This window comes from Burkholderia sp. Z1 (assembly GCF_014893795.1).
GTDB lineage: Bacteria > Pseudomonadota > Gammaproteobacteria > Burkholderiales > Burkholderiaceae > Burkholderia > Burkholderia theae.
Genome location: NZ_JACFYL010000001.1, coordinates 123,817 through 144,650, shown reverse-complemented (window position 1 = coordinate 144,650; position 20,834 = coordinate 123,817). Strand labels below are relative to the sequence as shown.

The following is a 20,834-nucleotide window of genomic DNA, read 5'->3' as shown; positions in this document are numbered from 1 at the left end:
TTGATCACGGGGGGGCAAGACCCCATTTCGATGAAATAAAAAGGGGCGGATTAGCCGGCCGCTACGCATTTCCGCAAGATTTGTCCATTCGGGCCGTGCTACCGTGACGTCGGTTCCTGCCCGGACACGCCGATGACAGTCGAAACGAAAACCGAGACGCCCGCGTGGATCCGCTATGCGGCAAGCGTGGCGCGCGTCCACGACTACATCCGCGCGCACCTCGACGGCCCGCTCGACCTGAACCGGCTCGCCGAAGTCGCGTGCCTGTCGCCGTATCACTGGCAGCGCGTCTATCGCGCGCTGTACGGCGAGTCGATCGTGCTGACGGTGCGGCGGATGCGGATCGTTCGCGCGTCCGAGGATCTCGTCTGCACCGACCGGCCGATCGACGAAATCGCGCGGCGCGCGGGCTACGGTTCGACGCATGCGTTCGCCCGCGCGTTTCGCGACGCCTACGGCGTGCCGCCCGCCCAGCACCGGCGCACGGGTGCCCACCGGCCGATTTATCCGCTACAGAGAGGAGAGGAAGACATGTTCAAGCACGAAGTCGAGATCCGGCGCCTGCCGGAACTGCGCGGCTACGCGGTGGCGCACACCGGCGCGTACATGAAGGTCGGCGACGCGTTCGGCCGGATTGGCGCGTGGGTCGGACAACACGGGCTGATCGGCCCGGGCGCGAAGATGATCGGCATTTTCTACGACGATCCGGATACGACACCGGAAGCGCAACTGCGCGCGAAGGCCTGCTTCACACCGGCCGACGGTGCGCCGGACGTCGAGCCCGTGCCGCCCGTCGAACGCGTGACGGTGTCGGGCGGCGAATACGCGGTGCTGCTGCACACGGGCCCGTATGCGGACCTGAAAACCGCCTACCAGTGGCTCTACGGCGACTGGCTGCGCCACTCGGGCCGCGAAGCCGCCGACGCGCCGCCGTTCGAGCTCTACCTCAATACGCCGATGGATGCCGCGCCGGCCGACCTGCGCACCGAGATCCACCTGCCGCTGCGCTGATCGAAGGGCCGGTGCGCCGGCCCTGAAACGAATCGCGCCGGCCGGCATTCATGCGCGGCCGGCGCGAATGGCCTGCACACTCAGGCGGCCTGCGTGCCGCACCCCGGACAGAAACGCGCATCGGTGGCCAGCGCCGCGTGGCAGCGGCTGCACGCCTTGCCGCGTTGCGCCGCACCGCACTGCGTGCAGAAACGCGCATCCGCCGCGTTGAGTGCGCCGCAGCCCGCGCAGGCGAGCTGGCTCAGCGGCACGTTGCCGCCCTGGCCACCCTGCCCGTCGGCCGGCGCCTGCCAGCCCCAGCCGTGGCGATCGCGGCCGCGCGCTTCGTGGCCGCCGTGTCCTTCCCGGCGCTGCCCGCCATGATGCCCGCCACCGTGGCCGCTGCTGCCCTGCCCGCCGCCATGGCCACCGCCGTGGCCGCCCAGGATCCGTTTCAGAAAGCTCATCGCCCGCTCCTCAACGCTTGGCCCGCGCGTCGCCGAACGCCCCGGAGGACGACAGCAGCCGCAAGCCGTTGGCCACGACGATCAGGCTCGCGCCCGCGTCGGCGAAGACCGCCATCCACATCGTGCCGAGCCCCGCGACCGTCAGGCCGAGGAACACGATCTTCACGCCGAGCGCGAAGCCGATGTTCTGCACCAGGACGCGGTGCGTCGCGCGCGACAGCCGCACGAACGCGGGAATCTTGCGCAGGTCGTCGTCCATCAGCGCGACGTCGGCCGTCTCGATCGCCGTGTCGGTGCCCATCGCGCCCATCGCGAAACCGATGTCGGCGCGCGCGAGCGCCGGCGCATCGTTGATCCCGTCGCCGACCATCCCGACCGCGCCCGCGCCGCCGGCCGACAGCTCCTCGACCGCCGCGAGCTTGTCTTCCGGCAACTGGTTGCCGCGCGCGTCGTCGATGCCGGCCTGCTGCGCGATCGCCTGCGCGGTATGCGGGTTGTCGCCCGTCAGCATCGCGGTACGGATGCCGAGCGCATGCAGATCGGCGATCGCCTCGCGGCTCGTGTCCTTGATCGTGTCGGCCACCGCGAAGATGCCGAGCACGCGTGCGTCGTCGACCAGCACCACGACGCTCTTGCCCTGCCGCTCGAGCGCATCGAGCTTCGCTTCGAGGGCCGGCGAGCAGCGCTCGAGCTCCTCGACGAGCCGGTGGTTGCCGAGCCAGTAGCGCGCGCCGTCGATCGTGCCGCGCACGCCGCGCCCGACCAGCGCTTCGAAGTCCTGCACATCGGCGAACGCCGCCGTTCCGGCGTCGCGCGCCGCGGCCGCGATCGCCTGCGACACCGGGTGATCCGAGCGCGCCGCGAGGCTCGCGCCGAGGTGCCGGACCTGCGCGGCATCGGCGTCGGACGCATGCACGTCGAAGTCGGTCTGCACCGGCTTGCCGTGCGTGATCGTGCCGGTCTTGTCGAGCGCGAGCCACGCGAGCTTGCGCCCTTCTTCCAGATACACGCCGCCCTTCACGAGAATCCCGCGCCGCGCCGCGGCCGCGAGGCCCGACACGATCGTCACGGGCGTCGAGATCACCAGTGCGCACGGGCACGCGATCACGAGCAGCACCAGCGCGCGGTAGATCCAGTCCTGCCACCCGCCGCCCGCGACGAGCGGCGGCACCACCGCGACCAGCAGCGCGACCGCGAACACGATCGGCGTGTAGACGCGCGCGAACTGATCGACGAAGCGCTGCGTCGGCGCCTTCGCGCCCTGTGCCTCCTCGACCGCGTGGATGATCCGCGCGAGCGTCGAATTGGCCGCGACGGCCGTCACGCGGTATTCGAACGAACCCGATTCGTTGATCGTGCCCGCGTACACCGCGTCGCCAGCCGTCTTCTCGACGGGCAGGCTCTCGCCGGTGATCGGCGCCTGGTTGACCGTCGAGCGGCCCGCGACGACTTCGCCGTCCAGCCCGATCCGCTCGCCCGGCTTCACGCGCACGACCGCGCCGAGCGCGACCTGCGCGGCCTCGATCGTGCGCCACGAACCGTCGGCTTCCCGCACGGTCGCGGTGTCCGGCGCGAGCTGCATCAGGCCCTGGATCGCATTGCGCGCGCGGTCGAGCGACTTCGCCTCGATCAGTTCGGCGATCGTGAACAGCACCATCACCATCGCGGCCTCGGGCCACTGGCCGATCGCCATCGCGCCCGTCACCGCGATGCTCATCAGCGCGTTGATGTTCAGGTTGCCGTTGCGAATCGCGATCCAGCCCTTCTTGTACGTGGTGAGCCCGCACGCGAGCACCGCGACGAGCGCGAGCGCCGCCGCCAGCCACACGGGCAGCCCGGCCCAGGTCGCGCCCTCGGACGCGATCGCGGCGACGCCCGCCAGCGCCAGCGGCCACCACGGCTTGGGCGCGTCGGCGACGCGTGCCGCCGGTGCGCCGGGCGACGCGGCCTCGGGCGTCATCCCGAGCGTGCGGATCGCGCTTTCGATCGCCGGCTGCGCACCGGGCACGTGCTCGACGGTCAGCATCCGCTGCATCAGGTTGAATTCGAGCGCCGACACTTCGTTCATCCCGCCGAGCTTCTTGCGGATCAGCGTTTCCTCGGTCGGGCAGTCCATCTGCATGATCCGGAACGCGGAGCGCACGTGGCCCGACGCGGTCGCCTGCGCGACCGGCAGCGGCGCGAGCGTCAGCGCGGCAGGCGCGCAGCAGTCGCCGGCCGCGTGGTCGTGGTCGTGGTCGTGGTCGTGGTCGTGACCGGCATGGTCGTGCCTGGCGTGGTCGTGCGAGCACGCGGCGCCATGGACATGCGCATCGCCGTGCGCATGATCGTGATCGTGGTCGTGACCCGCGTCATCGTGCGCGGCGTGGTCGTGCGAGCATGCCGCGCCGTGCTGATGCGCGTCGTCGGCAGCATGGTCGTGATCGTGCCCCTTGCCGCCATGGCCATGATCATGGTCGTGGGCATGCGCGCGCTCGCCGGCCGCCGGCGCCGCGTCGGCAACGGTCGCCGTCTGCGTGTCGCGCGAGTCGGCGCAGCACGTATCGGCGCCGTCGGCATGACGGTGTCGTGGGTCGTGGGTACGCTGGGCGTCGGTCATGACAACCTCCTTTGTGGCTTGACGGTGTAGAGTTAACACCCTGAAGCCACTACAAGGTCAACCCTTACACGGGAGAAAGGCATGAAGATCGGCGAACTGGCCAAAGCGGCCCGCTGTACACCCGAAACGATCCGCTTCTACGAGAAAGAGGGTCTGATGCCGGATGCGGAGCGCACCGACTCGAACTATCGCAACTACACCGACCTGCACGTCGAACGGCTGCGCTTCATCCGCAACTGCCGCGCGCTCGACATGGCGCACGACGAGATCCGCGCGCTGCTGCAGCTCACCGACGTGCCGGCCGACCGCTGCGATTCGATCAATTCGCTGCTCGACGACCACATCGGACACGTCGACGCGCGCCTCGCGGAACTCACGCATCTGCGCGACCAGCTCACCGAATTGCGCCGTCAGTGTGTCGGCGAACATTCGGTCGAGGATTGCGGAATCGTGCACGGTCTCGCGACAATGGAAACGGTCGCGCCGGCCGCGAAGCGCTCGCACCTCGGCTGAAACCCTTGTGAAATAAGATAGTCTGGTTGAGAATAGTTATATTCTTACTAGATATATCATAACTATTCATGCCTACGAGCCGCCCGTCCTCGCTCGCGCTGGCCGTCCTCGCGACGCTCACCGAAACGCCGATGCATCCGTACGGGATGCTGCAGCAACTGAAGGCCCGCGGGTACGACGAAGTCGTCAACGTGCGGCAGCGCACGAGCCTCTACCAGACGATCGACCGGCTGCTGCGCGACGGGCTGATCGCCGTGCACGACACCGAGCGTGACGGTGCATTTCCGGAGCGCACGCTCTATGCGCTGACCGAGGCCGGGCACGCGGCCGGGCAAACCTGGCTGCATGCGCTGCTCGCCGAGCCCGCACGCGAGTTTCCCGCCTTCGGCGCCGGCCTCGCGTTCCTGCCGCTGCTCGACGCCGACGATGCACGGCACCAGCTCGAGCTTCGTATTGCCCGGCTCGACGCCGAGCGCGAACGCCTGGAAACGCTGCGCAACGCCGCGCAGGCCGACCAGGTGCCGCGCCTGTTCCTGCTGCAGAACGAACATGCGCTCGTGCTGCTCAACGCGGAGCTCGGCTGGGCGCGCAGCGTCGTCGAACACCTGAAGATCGGCGCGCTGCGCTGGGTGGACGGCTGACAAGGAACGAAGGCCGATTCCCGCCTGCAACGGGATCAGACCCTGTCAAAGTACCTTGCCGGGATTCAGGATGCCGTGCGGGTCGAGCGCGGTCTTCAGCCGCCGCATCAGCCCGATTTCCGCGTCGCTGCGCGTGTGCGCGAGATAAGGACGCTTGAGCACGCCGATGCCGTGCTCGGCCGACACCGAGCCGCCCATGTCTCGCACCACCGCGTACACGCAGTGATCGAGCGCGTCGACGTCCGCGTCGGTCATGCCGGCCAGCGACACGCCGATATGCACGTTGCCGTCGCCGACATGGCCGAAGAACAGGCACGTGACGTCCGGCCAGCGCGCCCGCAGCGCCGCCTCGCAGCGCTCGGCGAAAGCGCCGAGTTCGCCCGTCGGCAGGCTCACGTCGAAGTTGACGAGATGGGGCAGTGCATCGATCGCGAGACCTTCGCGCAGCGTCCACAGGTCGCGCGCCTGCCGCTCCGACGTCGCGAGCACCGCGTCTTCCACGAGCCCTGCGTCGATCCCGGCTGCGAGGCCGGTTTCCAGCGCATGGTGCGCATCGCCGCCCGGCGCGCTCGTCGCGCATTCGATCAGCACCGCGAAACCGCCGTCGCCCGCGAACGGCGCGGCCACGCCCGGCGTGTGATGCGCAACGTAGTCGTAGAACGACGGCCACATCGCCTCGAAGCTGACGACCTCGGGCAGCGTACGCATGCGGTTCCACAATCCGGCCACCGCGTCGTAGTCGCGCACGCGGCAAAGCGCCGTGGCCGGCGCGGCCAGCAACGGATGCAGCCGCAGCACGGCGCGCGTGACGACGCCGAGCGTCCCTTCGCTGCCGATGAACAGCTGCTTCAGGTCGTAGCCCGCGTTGTTCTTCAGCATCCGGTTCATCGACGACACGACCGTGCCGTCCGCGAGCACGGCCTCGAGCCCGAGCACCTGCTCGCGCATCATCCCGTAGCGGATCGCGCGCGTGCCGCCCGCATTGGTCGCGAGCATGCCGCCGATCTGGCACGAGCCGCGCGCGCCGAGATCCACGCCGAACGTGAAGCCCGCCGCTTCCGCGGCCTCCTGCACCGTCTGCAGCGGCGTCCCGGCGCGCACGGTCATCGTGCCGGCCGCCGCGTCGAGCGCGTCGATGCCCGCGAAGCGCTCCATCGACAGCACGATCTCGCCGCCGAGCGCGACCGCGCCGCGTGCGAGCCCCGTCAGCCCGCCTTGCGGCACCACCGGCTGGCCGAGCCGCGTGCACAGCGCGAGCGTGCGCGACACGTCGTCGACGCCGCGCGGGCGCACCAGCGCGCGCGGCCGGACGCCGGCCGGCTCGTTGTACGCCGTGAAGTAGCGGGGATCGATGTCGGCCGAGCGCGTGACGAGCGCGTCGCCCAGTTCGGCGACGAGCACGGCTTCGAGCGCGTCGCCCGACAGCGGCGCGCCGCCCTGCGCACTACCCGCGGCGGCCGTTTCCCGGTTCTGCATCGCGCGTCCCCGCTTACTTCGTCGAGATGTCGATGTCGCCGAAATACTTCAAGCCCAGCGACTTCACCGTGCCGTCCGCCTTCAGCTTGTCGATCGCCGCATCGAGCTTCGCCTTCAGCGCGTCGTCGCCCTTGCGCAGGCCGAATGCGATACCGCTGCCGAGGATCCGGTCGTCGTGCACGGGCTGGCCGACGAACGAGAAACCCTTGCCGTCCGGGCGCGACAGGAAGCCGCGCTGGCCGGACGGCGCGAGCACGAGCGTCGCATCGAGGCGGCCCGACACGAGGTCCGTGTACGCCTGGTTCTGGTCCTGGTACGGGACGATCGCGACGCCGGCCGGCTCCCAGTGCGCCTTCGCGTAGGTTTCCTGGATCGACGCCTGCAGCACGCCGACGCGCTTGCCCTTCAGCGATTCGGGTGTCGGCAGCAGGCCGCTGCCGGTGCGCGCGATCAGCTGGGTCGGCACGCGATAGATGATCGTCGTGAAATCGATCGCCTGGCGCCGCTGCTCGGTCGCGTTCATCGCCGAGTTGATCGCGTCGAACTTGCGGCCCTTCAGCGCCGGAATCAGGCCGTCGAACGACGTCTCGACCCATTTGCACGACAGCTTCGCCGTCTGGCAGACGGCGTTCCCGACGTCGATGTCGAAGCCCTGCAGGTCGCCGTTCGGCGCTTTCGATTCGAACGGCGGATATTGCGCCTCGAGGCCGAAGCGCAGCGTCTGCGCATCGGCGAGTGCCACGCCGGAGCCGATTGCGCACGCGAGTGCGAATGCGAGTTTCAGGGTTGCCGTGTGCTTCATCGTGATCTCCTTGTGCCTGGTCGATGCGACGTCCCCGTCGCCGGTTTTCGTACTACAGCGAACGCAGCCGCCGCGCGCCTTCGACCAGCGTCGCGTCGTCCTTCGAAAAACTGAGCCGGATCACGCCGGCATCGGTGCCGTCGGTATAGAACGCCGACAGCGGAATCGTCGCGACGCGCGCGTCGCGGATCAGGCGCAGCACGAAATCGCTGTCGCTTTCGTCCGAGAAGTGCCGGAAGCGCGCGAGCATGAAGAACGAGCCTTCGCTCGGCAGCAGCTCGAAACGCGAATCGGCCAGCTCGCGCGCGAGCAGGTCGCGCTTGGCCTGGTAGAACGCCGACAGGCCGAGATAGCTGTCCGGCCGCGCGAGGATCTCCGCGAACGCGACCTGCATCGGCGTGTCGGCCGCGAACACCATGAACTGGTGCACCTTGCGGATCTCGTCCATCAGCTCGGCCGGCGCGAGGCAATGGCCGACCCGCCAGCCCGTCACGTGGAACGACTTGCCGAACGACGACACGATCACGCTGCGCTCGGCCAGCTCGCGGTGGCGCGCGACGCTCTGGTGCAGCGCGCCGTCGAACACGACGTGTTCGTACACTTCGTCGGACAGGATCACGATGCCGGTGTCGCGCGTGAGCTGCGCGAGCCGCGCGAGATCGTCGGCCGAGAACACGGTCGCGGTCGGGTTGTGCGGCGTGTTCACGATGATCATCCGCGTGCGCGGCGTGATCGCCGCGGCCACCTCGTCCCAGTTCACGCGGAAATGCTCGGGCGACAGCTTGATCGCGACGGGCGTCGCGCCCTGCAGCCGCACGATCGGCGCGTAGCTGTCGAACGACGGCTCGAAATAGATCACCTCGTCGCCCGGATGCACGAGCGCGCTGATCGCCGCATAGAGCCCTTCGCTCGCGCTCGCGATCACCGTGATCTCGGTCGCCGGGTCGTAGCGCGCGCCGTACAGCGCCTCGGTCTTCTCCGCGAGCCGCTCGCGCAGCGACGCGAGCCCGGCCATCGGCGCGTACTGGTTGTGCCCGTCGCGCATCGCACGGGCGACGCCTTCGACGAGCGCCGGATCGGGCGCGAAATTCGGCGCGCCCTGCGACAGGTTCAACGCATCGTGCTGAGCGGCCAGTTGGCCGATCACCGTGAAGATCGTCGTCCCGACGTCGGGCAGTTTCGAACGGGGCGCGGTGGCGCTTCGCATGACTCCTCCTTCTGATGTCCTTCGGGCTGGCCCACGCGCAGCGCGCGGCCCTGCATCTGCCGCATGATTTAGCCCCAGCCAATATCGGCGGACAATCGAAAGTTCGTCATGGCGGCCATGCATTTTTCTCATGCCACCCGGTGTGAAGCACGCATCGGCAAGGCCAACCTGCCGACCTCACATGCGAATCAGGCATTACCCCTAGGGCCTGTTACCGGCCGGCCGCCGCCAGATACGCAAGCAGCACGGCCCGCAGTTCGCCGCGCAACGCGGCCATGTCGGGCGCGGGCCCGAGCGTCAGCAACGCCTGCGAGAGGCCGCCGTAGCAGACCGTGTGCGCCATCCGCGCGAGCCCGTCGAGCCGCGCGGCCGGCGGCGGATCGGCCGCATGCGCAAGCGCGTCGCGCCACAGCGCGACATACGCGTCGTAATGCCGGCGGTAAGCGGCGAGCGGCGACACCTGCCGCTCCAGCGCGAACAGCGCGCTCCACAGCGCCGCGTCGGCGCCAATCGCGTCGACCTGCAGGTCGACGAGCGCCACGGCGAGTTCGGCCCGCGGCGCACCGCGCAACCGCTGCGCCAGATCGCGCAGCCGGTCGGCCATCGCCAGCACGTACCGGTGGATGCAGAGCGCCGCGAGGCTCTGTTTGTCGCCGAAATACTCGTAGAAGGTGCCGACGCTCACGCCCGCGACGGCCGCGATCTCGCGGATCGTCGCCTTCGCGTAGCCGCGTTCGAGCAAAAGCTGAACGAACGCCTGCTGCAGCGCGTCGGAACTCGCCTGCGCACGCGACTGGCGCGGCCGGCGGCGCAACGCGGGCGCGGGTTGCGCCGCCGGCTGGCCGGGCGGCGCCGGAACCTGAACATGTCGCGGCGGCATATTTGCTACTCTGAAATCAGCAGGGAATGCGTTTTACCGGGAGCCGGAACCAGCGCCGCAGCGCCACCGGTGTTGCATGACGCCGGCCGCCCGCGAAGCATGAGACCGGAGACCACCTCGATGACCGAATCGACTCACGCCGTCACGAACCAGTTCGACGAACTGACCGACTATAACCTCTTCGCGACGGACGTCGCGCTGCGCGACGCACTCGCCCGCGCGGGCGCCGACTGGGCCATGCCGCAACTCGACGCGTACGGCGCGCGGCTCGGCAGCGCCGACACCGCGCGGCTCGCCGACGAAGCGAACCAGCACACGCCGGAACTGCACACGTTCGACCGGCGCGGCCGGCGCATCGACCGCGTCGACTTCCACCCGGCGTGGCACACGCTGCTCGGCCAGTACCGCCACGAAGGTTTCGTGTCGCTCGCGTTCCGCGAGTCGCGCCGCGGCCGCTGGGCCGCGACCGCCGCAGGCTTCTACCTGCACGGTCAGATCGAGGCCGGCACGCTGTGCCCGGCGACGATGACGCAGGCCGCGATCCCCGTGCTGCAGAAGGAGCCCGCGCTGTGGGACCTGCTGCGCGACAAGCTCTACAGCGACGACTACGATCCGCGCGACGTGCCGGTCGCCGACAAGCGCGCGATCTGGTTCGGCATGGGGATGACCGAGAAACAGGGCGGCTCCGACGTGCGCGCGAACACGACGCTCGCGACCGCCGTCGGCGCGGGCGGGCGCGGCGGCGAATACCGGCTGCGCGGCCACAAGTGGTTCTTCTCCGCGCCGATGTGCGACGCGCACCTCGTCGTCGCGCACACCGAAGGCGGCAGCCCGTCGTGCTTCTACGTGCCGCGCTGGCGGCCGGACGGCACGAAGAACGCGGTCGAGATCCAGCGGCTGAAGAACAAAGTCGGCAACCGCAGCAACTCGAGCAGCGAGATCGAGCTGAACGACGCGTGGGGGATCATGCTCGGCGACGAAGGCCGCGGCATTCCGACCATCATCGAGATGGCCACCTACACGCGGCTGAACTGCGTGCTCGGCAGCGCGGCGATGCTGCGCCAGGGGGTCGTGCAGGCGATCGCGTACACGCGCCAGCGTCACGCGTTCGGCCGCGCGCTCGCCGAGCAGCCGCTGATGCGCACCGTGCTCGCCGATCTCGCGCTCGAAAGCGAAGCCGCGCTCGTGCTCGCGATGCGCCTTGCCGACGCGTTCGAGCGCGACGACTCGCCGAGCGAACGCGCATGGAAGCGGATCGTCACGCCCGCCGCGAAATTCTGGGTCTGCAAGCGCGCGGTCGAGCTGACCGGCGAGGTGATGGAAGTGTTCGGCGGCAACGGCTACGTCGACGACGGCCCGATCGCGCGGCTGTTCCGCGAGGCGCCCGTCAACTCGATCTGGGAAGGCTCGGGCAACGTGATGTGCCTCGACGTGCTGCGCGCGGTATCGCGCGAGCCCGACGCGGCCGCCGCGCTGTTCGCCGAGCTCACCGACCTCGGCGCGGGCGAACCACGCATCCGCACGGCGCTCGACACGCTGCGCGCGATGCTCGGCGCGCCCGCCGACACGCTCGAGGCATCGGGCCGCGTGTTCGCGCAGCGACTCGCGCTCGTCGCGCAGGCGTGCCTGCTGCGCCGCGATGCGCCCGCGGCCGTCGCCGACGCGTTCGTCGCGACGCGGCTCGCCGCACCCGACTGGGGCCGCATCGCGGGTGGCTTCGACCCACACGCGATCGACGTCGCCGCGCTGCTGCAGCGCGCGTATCCCGCCTGACGAACGCCCGTTCGTTCGCCTTCGTTCGCCCCGCCCGGAGCCCCCGATGAACCTCGTCGCCGCCCTCGACCGCGCCGCCCGCGCGACGCCCGACAAGCCGTTCCTCGTCAGCGAATCCGCGACGATCACCTATGCGGCCGCGCGCGAGCGCTCGCACCGCGCGGCGGGCGTGCTGAGCGCGCTCGGCATCGCAGCCGGCGATCGCGTCGCCGCGATGTGCTTCAACACGCCGGCGTTCGTCGACCTGATGTTCGGCGCGTGGCGGCTCGGCGCGACGTTCGTGCCGATCAACCACAAGCTGCAGGCGCCGGAAGTCGACTACGTGCTCGAACACAGCCGCAGCAAGGCGCTCCTGTTCGACGTGACGCTCGCGCCGGTGCTCGAACGCATCGTGCATCCCGCGCGGCGGCTCGTGACCGAAGGCGAGCTCGACGGTGTGCCGTCCTTCGACACGATGTGCGCCGCCATGGACGGCCTCGCGGGCATCGATCCCGCCGACGGCGACATCGCACAGATCCTCTACACGTCCGGCACGACCGGCCGCCCGAAAGGCTGCGTGCACAGCCACCGCACCGTGACGCTCGCGGCGATGTCGGCGGCCCTCGCGATCGGCATCGGCCGCCACGAGCGCACGCTGATGGCGATGCCGATCTGGCATTCGTCGCCGCTCAACAACTGGTTCGGCGGCACGCTGTATGCGGGCGGCACCGTCGTGCTGCTGCGCGAATATCATCCGCTGCGCTTCCTGCAGGCCATCGAGCGCGAGCGCGTGACGCTGTATTTCGGTGCGCCGGTGTCGTACACGCTGCCGCTCGACACGGTCGACGGCTTCGCGGCATTCGATCTGTCGAGCGTGCGCGCATGGCTGTACGGCGGCGGCCCGATCGGCGCCGCGCAGGCCGAACGGCTCGCACGCGCCTATCGCAGCGATGCGTTCTTCCAGGTGTACGGGATGACGGAAACGGGGCCGGCCGGCTCGACGCTGTATCCGGACGAGCAGGTCGCGAAGGCCGGTTCGATCGGCCGCCACGGCGGTCCGGGGGTCGACCTGCGCGTCGTGCGGATGGACGGCATCGACGCGCGACCGGGCGAGACCGGCGAAATCTGGCTGAAGGCCGACAGCATGATGCTCGGTTATCTCGACGACGCGGCCGCGACGCGCGCCGCGTTCGCGCCGGACGGCTGGTATCGCACCGGCGACATCGCGCGGATCGATCAGGATGGCTATCTGTTCATCGTCGACCGGCTGAAGGACATGATCGTGACGGGTGGCGAGAACGTCTATTCGAAGGAAGTGGAGGACGTGCTCGGCGCGCACCCGGACATCGCCGAAGCGGCCGTGGTCGGCGTCCCGCATCCCGACTGGGGCGAGACGGTCGTCGCGCACGTCGTGCTGCGTACGGGCGCGGTGCCCGACGCGGACGCGCTGCGCGCGTTCTGCGGCGAACGGCTCGCCGCGTACAAGATCCCGCGCGAGTTCGTGTTCGCGCAGGCGCTGCCGCGCACGCCGACGGGCAAGCTGCAGAAGTTCCTGCTGCGCGTGCGCAAGGACGACTAGCGCCCGCTCGCGCAGATGAAAAAAGCCACCGGGCCGTCGGGCCCGGTGGCTTTTTCGCTTGATCGACCGGGCAGCGACACGCGCCGCCGCCCGCGATTCAAAGGCTGCTTACTTGCCGCCGATGCTCTTCAGCGGCTTCCACTCGCCCTTCTCGACCTTGTACATCGTGATGCCGCCGTTCTTCAGGTCGCCCTTCGCGTCATACGCGACGTGCGTCGACGTGACACCCGCCATGTCGCTCTTCGCGAGCACCGGCAGGTACTTCGCCGGATCGGTCGAATCGGCCTTCTTCATCGCGTTGAGCATCGCCATCGCGCCGTCGTATGCGTACGGCGAGTAGGTCTGCACGTCTTCGCCGAAGCGCTTCTTGTACTTGTCGGCGTACGTCTTGCCGCCAGGCATCTCTTCGAGCGGGAGACCGGCCAGCGACGCGATCGTGCCTTCCGATGCGTTGCCCGCGATCTTCAGGAACGTCGGCGTCTTCACCATTTCGCCGCTCATCAGCGGTGCCGTGATGCCGAGCGTCTTCATCTGCTTGACCATCGGCGCTGCCTGCGAATCCGCGCCGCCGTAGTAGACGAGGTCCGGCTTCACGGACTTCAGCTTGGTCAGGATCGCCTTGAAGTCGACAGCCTTGTCGTTCGTGAATTCGCGGTCGACGATCGTCGCGCCGCCGGCCTTCGCGGCCTTCTCGAACTGGTCGGCGAGACCCTGGCCGTAGGCCGTGCGGTCGTCGACGATCGCGATCTTCTTCATGCCGAGATCCTTCGACGCGAACGTGCCGGCCACCGAGCCCTGCTGCGTGTCGGACGTCATCATGCGGAAGGTCGTCTTGTAACCCTGCTGCGTGTATTCCGGCGCCGTCGCCATCGCGATTTCCGGAATGCCCGCGTTCGCGTAGATGCGCGAAGCCGGAATCGTCGTGCCCGAGTTGAAGTGGCCGAGCATGCCCTTGATGCCGTCGTCGACCAGCTTCTGCGCAACCGTCGTGCCCGTGCGCGGGTCAGCCTGGTCGTCCTGCGTGCTCAGCACGAACTTCACCGGCTTGCCGCCGATCTTCGGGTTCGTCGCGTTGAAATCTTCCAGCGCGAGCACGATCCCGTTCTGCATATCCTTGCCGTAGTGCGCCTGCGCACCCGTCATCGGCCCTGCGTAACCGATCTTCACGTCATCTGCATGGGCCGTCCCCGCCAGCGACATGACGGCGACAAACGTCGCGCCTGCCAGCTTTTTCATCGTGTGTTGCATAGCATCTCCTTGGTACCAGGGTAAATGGAGCGGCTTCGGGATCGCCTTGCCGCTTCCTTTGTTTGATCCGAACGGCAAGGATGATCAGCCGATCGTCATCAAATTCGCATTGCCGCCCGCCGCGGCCGTATTCACGCTCACCGAGCGTTCGGTCAGCAGCCGCTCGAGCGCGTAGTCTTCCGCGTCGCCGTTCTCGAACGCGCCCACCGACACGCCCTGCACCGACACGATCGGGCCCGGCCGCTGCGCGACGTCCTTCACGAGCGTCTGCAGTTCGTCGCTGTCGCCTTCGAACAGCACCGCGTCGAACGCCGCGTCGGCCTGCTTGCGCACGACCGCGTGCGACTTCAGCGACGCCGGCAGCGCGGCGACGAGCGCCTCGCCCGCCGCGCCGGCGAACAGTGCGCGGTTACCGGTCGCCAGCACCGCAGCGAACTGCGCGCGCGCGCCGCCCGGCGTCGCCGCGACACACAGCACCGTGCCGCGCGGGCCGAGTGTATACGTGTTTCGCTCGCCCGTCGGCCCGGTCAGCACCGCGGTTGCACCGGCCGGCACCTGTGCGAGATAACCGTCGCAACGCGCGGCCAGCACCGGCTCGCGCTGCTCGATCAGCCAGTCGCGCAGCGTGGTGAGCGCTGCCGCCGGGTTGCCGCGTGCATCGCCTTCGACCGCGCCGTCCGCCACCAGCGCCTGCGCGAGCGTGCGCGGCAGGCCCGACGGACGCGTCGCAAGCAGGCGCTGCAGGTACAGCGCGCCGCCGGCCTTCGGGCCCGTGCCCGACAGCCCTTCGCCGCCGAACGGCTGCACGCCGACCACCGCGCCGATCACGTTGCGGTTCACGTAGATGTTGCCCACGTGCGCATTCGAGATCACGTGCGCGATCGTCTCGTCGATCCGCGTGTGGATGCCGAGCGTCAGGCCGTAGCCGGTCGCGCGGATCTGTTCCAGCAGCTTGTCGAGCTGGCTGCGGCGGTAGCGCACCACGTGCAGCACGGGGCCGAACACTTCGCGCTTCAGCTCGTCGATGCTGCCGATCTCGATCAGCGTCGGCGGCACGAACGTGCCGTGCGTGCAGGCTTCGGGCGCCGGCAGTTGCGTGACCGCGTGGCCCTTGTCCTTCATCGTCGCGACGTGCGTGTCGATCGTCTGTTTCGCTTCGCCGTCGATCACCGGGCCGACGTCCGTCGACAGCCGGTCGGGGTTGCCGAGCGCGAGCTCGTGCATCGCGCCCTTGAGCATCGTCAGCGTGCGGTCCGCGACATCGTCCTGCAGACACAGAACGCGCAGCGCCGAACACCGTTGACCGGCCGAGTCGAACGACGACTGCATCACGTCCGCGACGACCTGCTCCGCGAGCGCCGACGAATCGACGATCATCGCGTTCTGGCCGCCCGTTTCGGCGATCAGCGGAATCGGCTTGCCGTCCGGGTCGAGACGCGCGGACAGCGTCTTGTTGATCAGGCGCGCGACTTCGGTCGAGCCCGTGAACATCACCGCACGCGTGCGCGGATCGGCGACCAGTGCCGCGCCGACGGTCTCGCCGTCGCCCGGCAGCAGTTGCACCGCGCCGGCCGGCACGCCGGCCTCGCGCAGCAGGCGTACGGCCTGCGCGGCGATCAGTGGCGTCTGTTCGGCCGGCTTCGCGAGCACCGTGTTGCCGGCTGCCAGCGCTGCGGCCACCTGGCCCATGAAGATCGCGAGCGGGAAGTTCCATGGGCTGATGCAGACCACGGGGCCGAGCGGGCGATGCGTGTCGTTCGAGAATTCCTCGCGGATCTGCGCGGCGTAGTAGCGCAGGAAGTCGACCGCCTCGCGGATCTCGGCGATCGCGTTCGGCAGCGACTTGCCGGCTTCGCGCACGATCAGGCCCATCAGCGTGTGCATCTGCGCTTCGAGCAGGTCGGCCGCGCGCACCAGGCAATCGGCGCGCGCATCGACCGGCGTCGCCTGCCAGATCGGCGCGGCAGCCACCGCGTGCGCGAGTGCCGCGCTCACGTGCTCGGCCGTCGCTTCGCTGACCGTGCCGACCGTGTCGCGCTGGTCGGCCGGGTTGCGCACGTCGCGGGCCGGTGCATCGGCGAGCGCGTCGTCGGCGAGCATCGGCGCCGCGCGCCACGGGAAATGCGCGCTCGCGAGCAGCGCGGACGACAGCGATGCGAGACGATGTTCATTCGACAGGTCGAGGCCCATCGAGTTGGGACGCTCGTCGCCGTACAGGTTGCGCGGCAGCGGGATCTTCGCGTGCGGCGCGCCGAGCGGCACGACCTTCGCCGCTTCGTCGACCGGATCGGCGACCAGTTCCTTCACCGGCACGGTCTTGTCGGCGATGCGGTTCACGAACGACGTGTTCGCGCCATTTTCCAGCAGGCGGCGCACCAGGTACGCGAGCAGCGTCTCGTGCGTGCCGACCGGCGCGTAGACGCGGCACGGACGGTTCAGCTTGTCGCGGCCCGTGACTTCCTCGTACAGCGGCTCGCCCATCCCGTGCAGGCACTGGAATTCATACTGGCCCGGGTAGTAGTTCTGGCCCGCGAGCTGATAGATCGCGGCCAGCGTGTGCGCGTTGTGCGTCGCGAACTGCGGATAGACGGCGTCGGGCGCCGCGAGCAGCTTCTTCGCGCACGCGAGGTACGACACGTCCGTGTAGATCTTGCGCGTATAGACCGGATAGCCTTCGAGGCCGTCGACCTGCGCACGCTTGATCTCGCTGTCCCAGTACGCGCCCTTCACGAGGCGGATCATCAGGCGGTGACGGCTGCGGCGCGCGAGATCGATCAGGTAGTCGATCACGAACGGGCAGCGCTTCTGGTAGCCCTGCACGACAAAGCCGATGCCGTTCCAGCCCGCGAGATCCGGATCGAAGCACAGTGCCTCGAGCAGGTCGAGCGACAGTTCGAGGCGGTCGGCTTCTTCCGCGTCGATGTTCAGGCCGATGTCGTAGCGGCGTGCCAGCAGCGCGAGCGCGCGCACGCGCGGCAGCAGCTCGCTCATCGTGCGGTCCTGCTGCGAGCGCGAATAGCGCGCGTGCAGTGCCGACAGCTTGATCGAGATGCCCGGGCCTTCGTAGATGCCGCGGCCGCCGGCCGCCTTGCCGATCGCGTGGATCGCCTGCTCGTACGACGCGTAGTAACGCTGCGCGTCCTCTTCGGTCGTCGCCGCTTCGCCGAGCATGTCGTACGAGTAGCGGAAGCCGCGCGCTTCGTACTTGCGGCTGTTCGCGAGCGCTTCCGAAATCGTTTCGCCGGTGACGAACTGCTCGCCCATCAGGCGCATCGCCATGTCGACGCCCTTGCGGATCAGCGGCTCGCCGCCGCGGCCGATCAGGCGCGTGAGCGCCGACGACAGGCCCGCTTCGCTGTTGGTGGTCACGAGCTTGCCCGTGATCATCAGCCCCCAGGTCGCCGCGTTGACGAACAGCGACGGCGCGTGGCCGACGTGCGAACGCCAGTCGCCCTTGCTGATCTTGTCGCGGATCAGCGCATCGCGCGTCGCGCGGTCGGGAATGCGCAGCAGCGCTTCGGCGAGGCACATCAGCGCGACGCCCTCCTGGCTCGACAGCGAGAACTCGTGGATCAGCCCTTCGACGCCGCCGCCCGAGCTCTTCTCGCGCAGCGCCTCGACGAGCTTGGTCGCGAGCGCCTGCACATCCGCCTGCAGGTTCGCGGGCAAGCGTGCCTGGCCGAGCAGGAACGGCACGCATTCCGGCTCGGGGCGGCGGTATGCCGCCGTGATCGCCGCGCGCAGCACCGATTGCGGCTGCACGTTCTGCGCGAACTCGAGGAACGGATGCGGCGAGTTGTCGTCGTCGCCGTCCGCGGCCTGGCCGTCGGCGAGCTCCGTGACGCCGCTGTGGCCCGACAGCTCGGGCGGCAACTGACCGTGCTCGATCCGCTCGAGATACGCGAAGATCGCCTGCTTGATCAGCCAGTGGGGGGTGCGCTCGAGACGCGCGGCAGCGTCCTTGAGGCGCGAGCGGAGAAGATCGTCGACTTTGACGCCGAGAGTCGTGCTTGCCATGGTGGGTTCGTGCGCCGGTGCGAGCCCGGCAATGTGGTGTGAGAGGATGCGCGAAATCCTACGGCACGCAATAAAAAGGTGCAACCAAATTGAGAGATAGGTTGCACCCTTTGGATAGTCAATATAATCAGCCACTTAGACGGTTGCAACCTAGGGGTTGCCCGTGGTCGGCGGATCGGTGTTTTCCCTGAGCGGGCCGGTTTGACACGCGTGGGCAACCCGCGGTGTGTGCGAAAGCGGAACAAAACGGGTTGCACTGGGTGTGCCGGCGGGTGCGGCGCCGGGTTGCGGGCGCGCGACGAGAGACAGTTCGAGGGTGCCCGGCGGCCCGGGCGTCAACACCGGGCAGCGCGCCGCGCGATGGCCGCGCGGGCGCCGCTCAGATATCCAGCGGATCGACTTCGACGCTCCACCGCAGCACGCCCTTCAGCGCGCGCAGTTCCGGCTGCCACGCGCGCAGCGCATGCTGCAGCGCCGCCCGCGACGCGCTTTCGAGCAGCAACTGCGCGCGGTGGACGTTCGCGACCTTGACGATCGTCATCGGCACCGCGTCGTACACGGTCACGCGATCGGCGCCCGGCAGCCCCGGCAACGCGGCCGCGGCCTGCAGCAGGAACGCGAGCGCCGCGTCGAGCGTGCGTCCTTCGGCGCGCAGCAGCGCCTGGTAGACGAACGGCGGCAGGTGCGCATCGCGGCGCTCGCCGAGCGTCGAATTCGCGAAGCCGATGTAGTCCTGCCGCCCGAGCGCGTGGTACAGCGCGTGGCGCGGGTAACGCGTCTGCACGAGCACCTCGCCCGGCAGCCCGGCGCGTCCCGCGCGGCCGCTCACCTGCATCAGCTGCGCGAACAGCCGCTCGCTCGCGCGGAAGTCGTGCGAGAACAGCGCGGTGTCGGCATTGAGCACACCGACGAGCGACACGCGCTGGAAGTCGTGCCCCTTCGCGATCATCTGCGTGCCGACGAGGATGTCGACCTCGCCCGCGTGCACGTCGGAAAAGAGCGCCTGCGCGCTGCCCTTGCGGCGCGTGCTGTCCGCGTCGATCCGCAGCACGCGTGCGCCCGGCACGGCTTCGGCGAGCGCCTCCTCGATGCGCTGCGTGCCGCGCCCGAGCGGCGCGATGTCGACGTTCCCGCATTCGGGGCACGACCGCGGAATGCGCGACTCCCAGCCGCAGTGATGGCAGCGCAGCGCATGTTCGGGTTTGTGCAGCACGACGTATGCGCTGCAGCGCGGGCAGCCCGCGACCCAGCCGCATGCGTCGCACGCGAGCTGCGGCGCGTAACCGCGCCGGTTCAGGAACACGAGGCTTTGTTCGCCGCGCTCGAGCCGCCCCTTCAACCCGGCGACGAGCGGCCCCGACAGCCCGCCCAACGACGCGCGCCCGCGCCGCCGCTCCTCTTCGAGATCGATCAGCCGCACGGTCGGCAGCGTCGCGTCGGCCACCGCGCGGCGCGACAGCGTGAGCCGCGTGTAGCGGCCCTGCTCGGCCTGCCACCAGGTTTCGAGCGACGGCGTGGCCGAACCGAGCACGACGGTGATGCCGAGCTGCTTCGCGCGCCACACGGCGAGATCGCGCGCCGAATAGCGCAGCCCTTCCTGCTGCTTGTACGCAGGCTCGTGCTCCTCGTCGACGACGACCAGCGCGAGCGTCGGCATCGACGCGAGCACCGCGAGGCGCGTGCCGAGCACAATCCGCGCGCGGCCCGTATGCGCGGCGAGCCAGTTGCGCGCCCGCTCGCCCTCGGCGAGCCCGCTGTGCAGCGTGACGATCGCGTCGTCGGCGAGCGCCCCGGCGAAGCGTGCGCGGAACGCGGCCTCGAACTGAGGCGTCAGGTTGATTTCGGGGACGAGCACGAGCGCCTGCGCGTCCGGCCGCGCATCGAGCAGCGACGCGAGCGCATGCAGATAGACCTCGGTCTTGCCGCTGCCCGTCACGCCGTGCAGCAGGAACGGCGCGAAGCCCTGCGCGGCGCGGATCGCGTCGAGCGCCTCGGCCTGCTGGTCGGTGAGCGCCGGCGGCACAGTTCGTCCACCGGTTGTCGACAGGTTATCCACAGCTTTGGGCACAGGCGTATCGGCCCAGCCGATCTCCTCGACGTCGACCCAGCCGCGCGCCGCCCAGTCGTCGAGCGTCGCGGCCGCCTTCGGATGCAGCGCGCGCGCATCGGGCAGCGTCAGCGAGCCGGTATCGACGAGCGCCTGCGCGAGCCGCCGCAGCGCGGCACCGCGCGCGGGCAACGCGTCGGGCAGTGCCGCGCGGCCCGCGTCCGTCGGCCGGTAGCGCACCTCGGGCGCGAGCAGCCGCCCCCAGCGCCCGGCGTCGCGCAGCGCTTGCGGCAGGGCCGGCAGCGCGACCTCGCCGCGCCCGCGCTGATAGTAGTCGGCAGCGAACGACACGAGCGCGAGCCAGTCCGCCGACAGCGGCGGCAGGTCGGAGCAGATCGCGTCGATCGCGCGCAGTCGGGACGGCGGCACGTCGGTGTGAGTCGTCACTTCGCAAACGAGCCCGACGGCCTGCCGCTTGCCGAACGGCACCTGCACGAGCGTGCCGGGCACGGGCGCCGGCTGCGCGTCGCAGCGGTAGTCGAACAGGGTCGCAAGCGGATGGTCGAGCGCGACGCGCAGGTAGGTGCCGTCCATCAACGCGCTCCGGCGGCGGCAC

General features: G+C 69.6%; 16 protein-coding genes. 7 read left to right on the top strand and 9 right to left on the bottom strand.

Translation table 11 applies throughout. From position 1 onward, the window contains the following. The first annotated feature begins 132 nt into the window (after positions 1-132). On the top strand, positions 133-1,011 hold the full coding sequence (locus H3H55_RS00630) for an AraC family transcriptional regulator (RefSeq protein ID WP_193097406.1): 879 nt from the start codon (positions 133-135) through the stop codon (positions 1,009-1,011). An 80-nt stretch (positions 1,012-1,091) separates the two neighbouring features. Here the strand turns inward: H3H55_RS00630 and H3H55_RS00625 are convergent, their stop codons facing one another. Together H3H55_RS00625 and H3H55_RS00620 are read right to left on the bottom strand one after the other, a co-directional pair. Continuing rightward, a complete protein-coding gene (locus H3H55_RS00625; RefSeq protein WP_193097405.1) occupies positions 1,092-1,457 on the bottom strand; it encodes a zinc ribbon domain-containing protein in 366 nt (121 codons plus the stop codon). 10 nt (positions 1,458-1,467) lie between these two features. After that, a complete protein-coding gene (locus tag H3H55_RS00620; RefSeq protein WP_226799896.1) occupies positions 1,468-3,573 on the bottom strand; it encodes a heavy metal translocating P-type ATPase in 2,106 nt (701 codons plus the stop codon). 4 nt (positions 3,574-3,577) lie between these two features. Between H3H55_RS00620 and H3H55_RS37535 the strand changes: the two genes are divergently transcribed. The 4 genes from H3H55_RS37535 to H3H55_RS00610 all read left to right on the top strand — a co-directional run bounded on the left by H3H55_RS37535 (position 3,578) and on the right by H3H55_RS00610 (position 5,210). Continuing rightward, positions 3,578-3,712 carry a hypothetical protein gene (locus H3H55_RS37535; protein ID WP_256218026.1) on the top strand — a complete coding sequence of 45 codons (135 nt, stop codon included), beginning with the start codon at positions 3,578-3,580 and terminating at the stop codon, positions 3,710-3,712. After that, on the top strand, positions 3,679-4,086 hold the full coding sequence (locus tag H3H55_RS37220) for a hypothetical protein (protein ID WP_319022247.1): 408 nt from the start codon (positions 3,679-3,681) through the stop codon (positions 4,084-4,086). Before H3H55_RS37535 ends, H3H55_RS37220 begins: the two co-directional genes overlap by 34 nt. Before the next feature lie 51 nt (positions 4,087-4,137). Beyond that, positions 4,138-4,569 (top strand): Cd(II)/Pb(II)-responsive transcriptional regulator, encoded by a 432-nt coding sequence (gene cadR / locus H3H55_RS00615; RefSeq protein WP_048247878.1) that lies wholly within the window; start codon positions 4,138-4,140, stop codon positions 4,567-4,569. 68 nt (positions 4,570-4,637) lie between these two features. After that, entirely contained in the window at positions 4,638-5,210 is a 573-nt protein-coding gene (locus H3H55_RS00610) for a PadR family transcriptional regulator (RefSeq protein ID WP_193097403.1), read from the top strand. 45 nt (positions 5,211-5,255) lie between these two features. Here the strand turns inward: H3H55_RS00610 and H3H55_RS00605 are convergent, their stop codons facing one another. The 4 genes from H3H55_RS00605 to H3H55_RS00590 form a co-directional block, all read right to left on the bottom strand. Further along, entirely contained in the window at positions 5,256-6,686 is a 1,431-nt protein-coding gene (locus H3H55_RS00605) for an FAD-binding oxidoreductase (protein ID WP_193097402.1), read from the bottom strand. A 13-nt stretch (positions 6,687-6,699) separates the two neighbouring features. Further along, positions 6,700-7,488 carry an ABC transporter substrate-binding protein gene (locus H3H55_RS00600; protein ID WP_193097401.1) on the bottom strand — a complete coding sequence of 263 codons (789 nt, stop codon included), beginning with the start codon at positions 7,486-7,488 and terminating at the stop codon, positions 6,700-6,702. A 52-nt stretch (positions 7,489-7,540) separates the two neighbouring features. Then, positions 7,541-8,695, bottom strand: coding sequence for a pyridoxal phosphate-dependent aminotransferase (locus H3H55_RS00595; protein WP_129513381.1), 1,155 nt, complete (start codon positions 8,693-8,695; stop codon positions 7,541-7,543). A 211-nt stretch (positions 8,696-8,906) separates the two neighbouring features. Next, positions 8,907-9,575 (bottom strand): TetR/AcrR family transcriptional regulator, encoded by a 669-nt coding sequence (locus H3H55_RS00590; RefSeq protein WP_193097400.1) that lies wholly within the window; start codon positions 9,573-9,575, stop codon positions 8,907-8,909. Between the two features lie 120 nt (positions 9,576-9,695). On the opposite strand from H3H55_RS00590, the gene H3H55_RS00585 reads away from it, so the two are divergent. Both H3H55_RS00585 and H3H55_RS00580 read left to right on the top strand, forming a co-directional pair. Next, on the top strand, positions 9,696-11,348 hold the full coding sequence (locus tag H3H55_RS00585) for an acyl-CoA dehydrogenase family protein (RefSeq protein WP_193097399.1): 1,653 nt from the start codon (positions 9,696-9,698) through the stop codon (positions 11,346-11,348). A gap of 46 nt (positions 11,349-11,394) precedes the next feature. After that, positions 11,395-12,906 carry a class I adenylate-forming enzyme family protein gene (locus H3H55_RS00580; protein ID WP_193097398.1) on the top strand — a complete coding sequence of 504 codons (1,512 nt, stop codon included), beginning with the start codon at positions 11,395-11,397 and terminating at the stop codon, positions 12,904-12,906. A gap of 108 nt (positions 12,907-13,014) precedes the next feature. On the opposite strand, the gene H3H55_RS00575 is transcribed toward H3H55_RS00580, so the two are convergent. The 3 genes from H3H55_RS00575 to H3H55_RS00565 all read right to left on the bottom strand — a co-directional run bounded on the left by H3H55_RS00575 (position 13,015) and on the right by H3H55_RS00565 (position 20,812). Next, entirely contained in the window at positions 13,015-14,154 is a 1,140-nt protein-coding gene (locus H3H55_RS00575) for a branched-chain amino acid ABC transporter substrate-binding protein (RefSeq protein WP_048247892.1), read from the bottom strand. A gap of 84 nt (positions 14,155-14,238) precedes the next feature. After that, positions 14,239-18,171 (bottom strand): trifunctional transcriptional regulator/proline dehydrogenase/L-glutamate gamma-semialdehyde dehydrogenase, encoded by a 3,933-nt coding sequence (gene putA, locus H3H55_RS00570; protein ID WP_193097397.1) that lies wholly within the window; start codon positions 18,169-18,171, stop codon positions 14,239-14,241. 379 nt (positions 18,172-18,550) lie between these two features. Beyond that, on the bottom strand, positions 18,551-20,812 hold the full coding sequence (locus H3H55_RS00565) for a primosomal protein N' (protein ID WP_193097396.1): 2,262 nt from the start codon (positions 20,810-20,812) through the stop codon (positions 18,551-18,553). Positions 20,813-20,834 lie beyond the last annotated feature (22 nt).